General features: G+C 48.9%; 2 protein-coding genes. Both read right to left on the bottom strand.

All coding sequences use genetic code 11. The features are described from left to right. The coding region (locus B5G37_RS14550; protein WP_143483004.1) for an IS3 family transposase at nt 1-540 on the bottom strand (540 nt) is incomplete at its 3' end. Next, the coding region (locus tag B5G37_RS14545) for a helix-turn-helix domain-containing protein (protein ID WP_087258963.1) at nt 537-1,127 on the bottom strand (591 nt) is incomplete at its 5' end. The genes B5G37_RS14545 and B5G37_RS14550, both read right to left, overlap by 4 nt.

The raw sequence follows: 1,127 nt of genomic DNA, 5'->3' as shown, positions 1-1,127 counted from the left end.
AGGATTGTCATTGCGATCCCCCAGCACAAAGGCCACAATGCGCCGGTCATAGAGATCCAGAATAGCGCTGAGATAGACCTTGTGTACTTCAGTTCCCTCATACCACTTAAACTCGGTCACATCGGTCAGCCATTTTTCATTCGGCTTTTCTGCATAGAATTGGCGATCCAACAGGTTTTCAGCTAGATACTGAGGATTCTTGGCCCGTCTGGTACAGCCGTGATTGCTGTACTTCACGGTAGAGCGAATATCTCTGGCCCGGCAAATGCGCAGCACTCTCTTGTCGTTGACGTGGATGCCGTAGTCGTGGCGCAAGTCATCGTTCAGCCTCCGATAGCCTTTGTCTGGGCTCTCGGAGTAGATTTTCTCGATCTTATCCGCCAGTTTCTCGTTCTCCGTAGCTCTGCGGCTCAACTTTCCAGAAGCCCATTTATGATAGGCAGAACGAGCGACATGGAGCAGTTTACACGCCACCTCAATGGGGTACCCCTGATTTTCATGGCACTCCTGAATGGCTTTATAAGTACGACGCTGCCTCACTTCTTCCAGGCCTCTCTCCTCTCGATCTCGTCCAATTTTTTTAGCAGTGCATTCTCCATTTCCGCCAGATATAGCTTGTGCTTGAGTTGCTCAATTTCAATTTGGGCTTTTTCCAGTTCGGTGCGAGGAGTTTGGTCTTTCTTCCGGCGGCCCCGCCGATCCTCCAATCCTGCCTCTCCCATCTGTTCAAACCGAAGAGTCCAACTCCGAACCTGTTGATAGCTAACCTGGTATTTCAAGGCCATTTCTCCGTAATTCTTTCCACTGGCAATGCAATCCTTAACAATTTGGATACGCTCTTCCTGCGTGGTTTCCCGTCCTTGCTTCATGTAGCTTCCTCCTCCTGAGTGTTTTACGGAGTTGAAATCTCCATGAGCATTATACACCTTTATCCAATCCCTGAGCTGTGCACGATTCCCAATATGATATTTTCTGCAAATATCTGCCAGACTTCCTATGCCAGACAGATAATCCTCCACGGCCTGCCTCTTTAACTCCGGTCTGTACACATGGTTTTTGCGCGATAGAAATGCATCTACCCCATCTGCCTCATAGTTGCGTATCCATTGATTGACTGTCTCACCTGA

Source organism: Pseudoflavonifractor sp. An85 (assembly GCF_002161235.1).
Taxonomy (GTDB): Bacteria; Bacillota; Clostridia; order Oscillospirales; family Oscillospiraceae; genus Enterenecus.
Note: the sequence above shows the minus strand (reverse complement) of the source record. Positions and strands in the feature narration are given on the sequence as shown.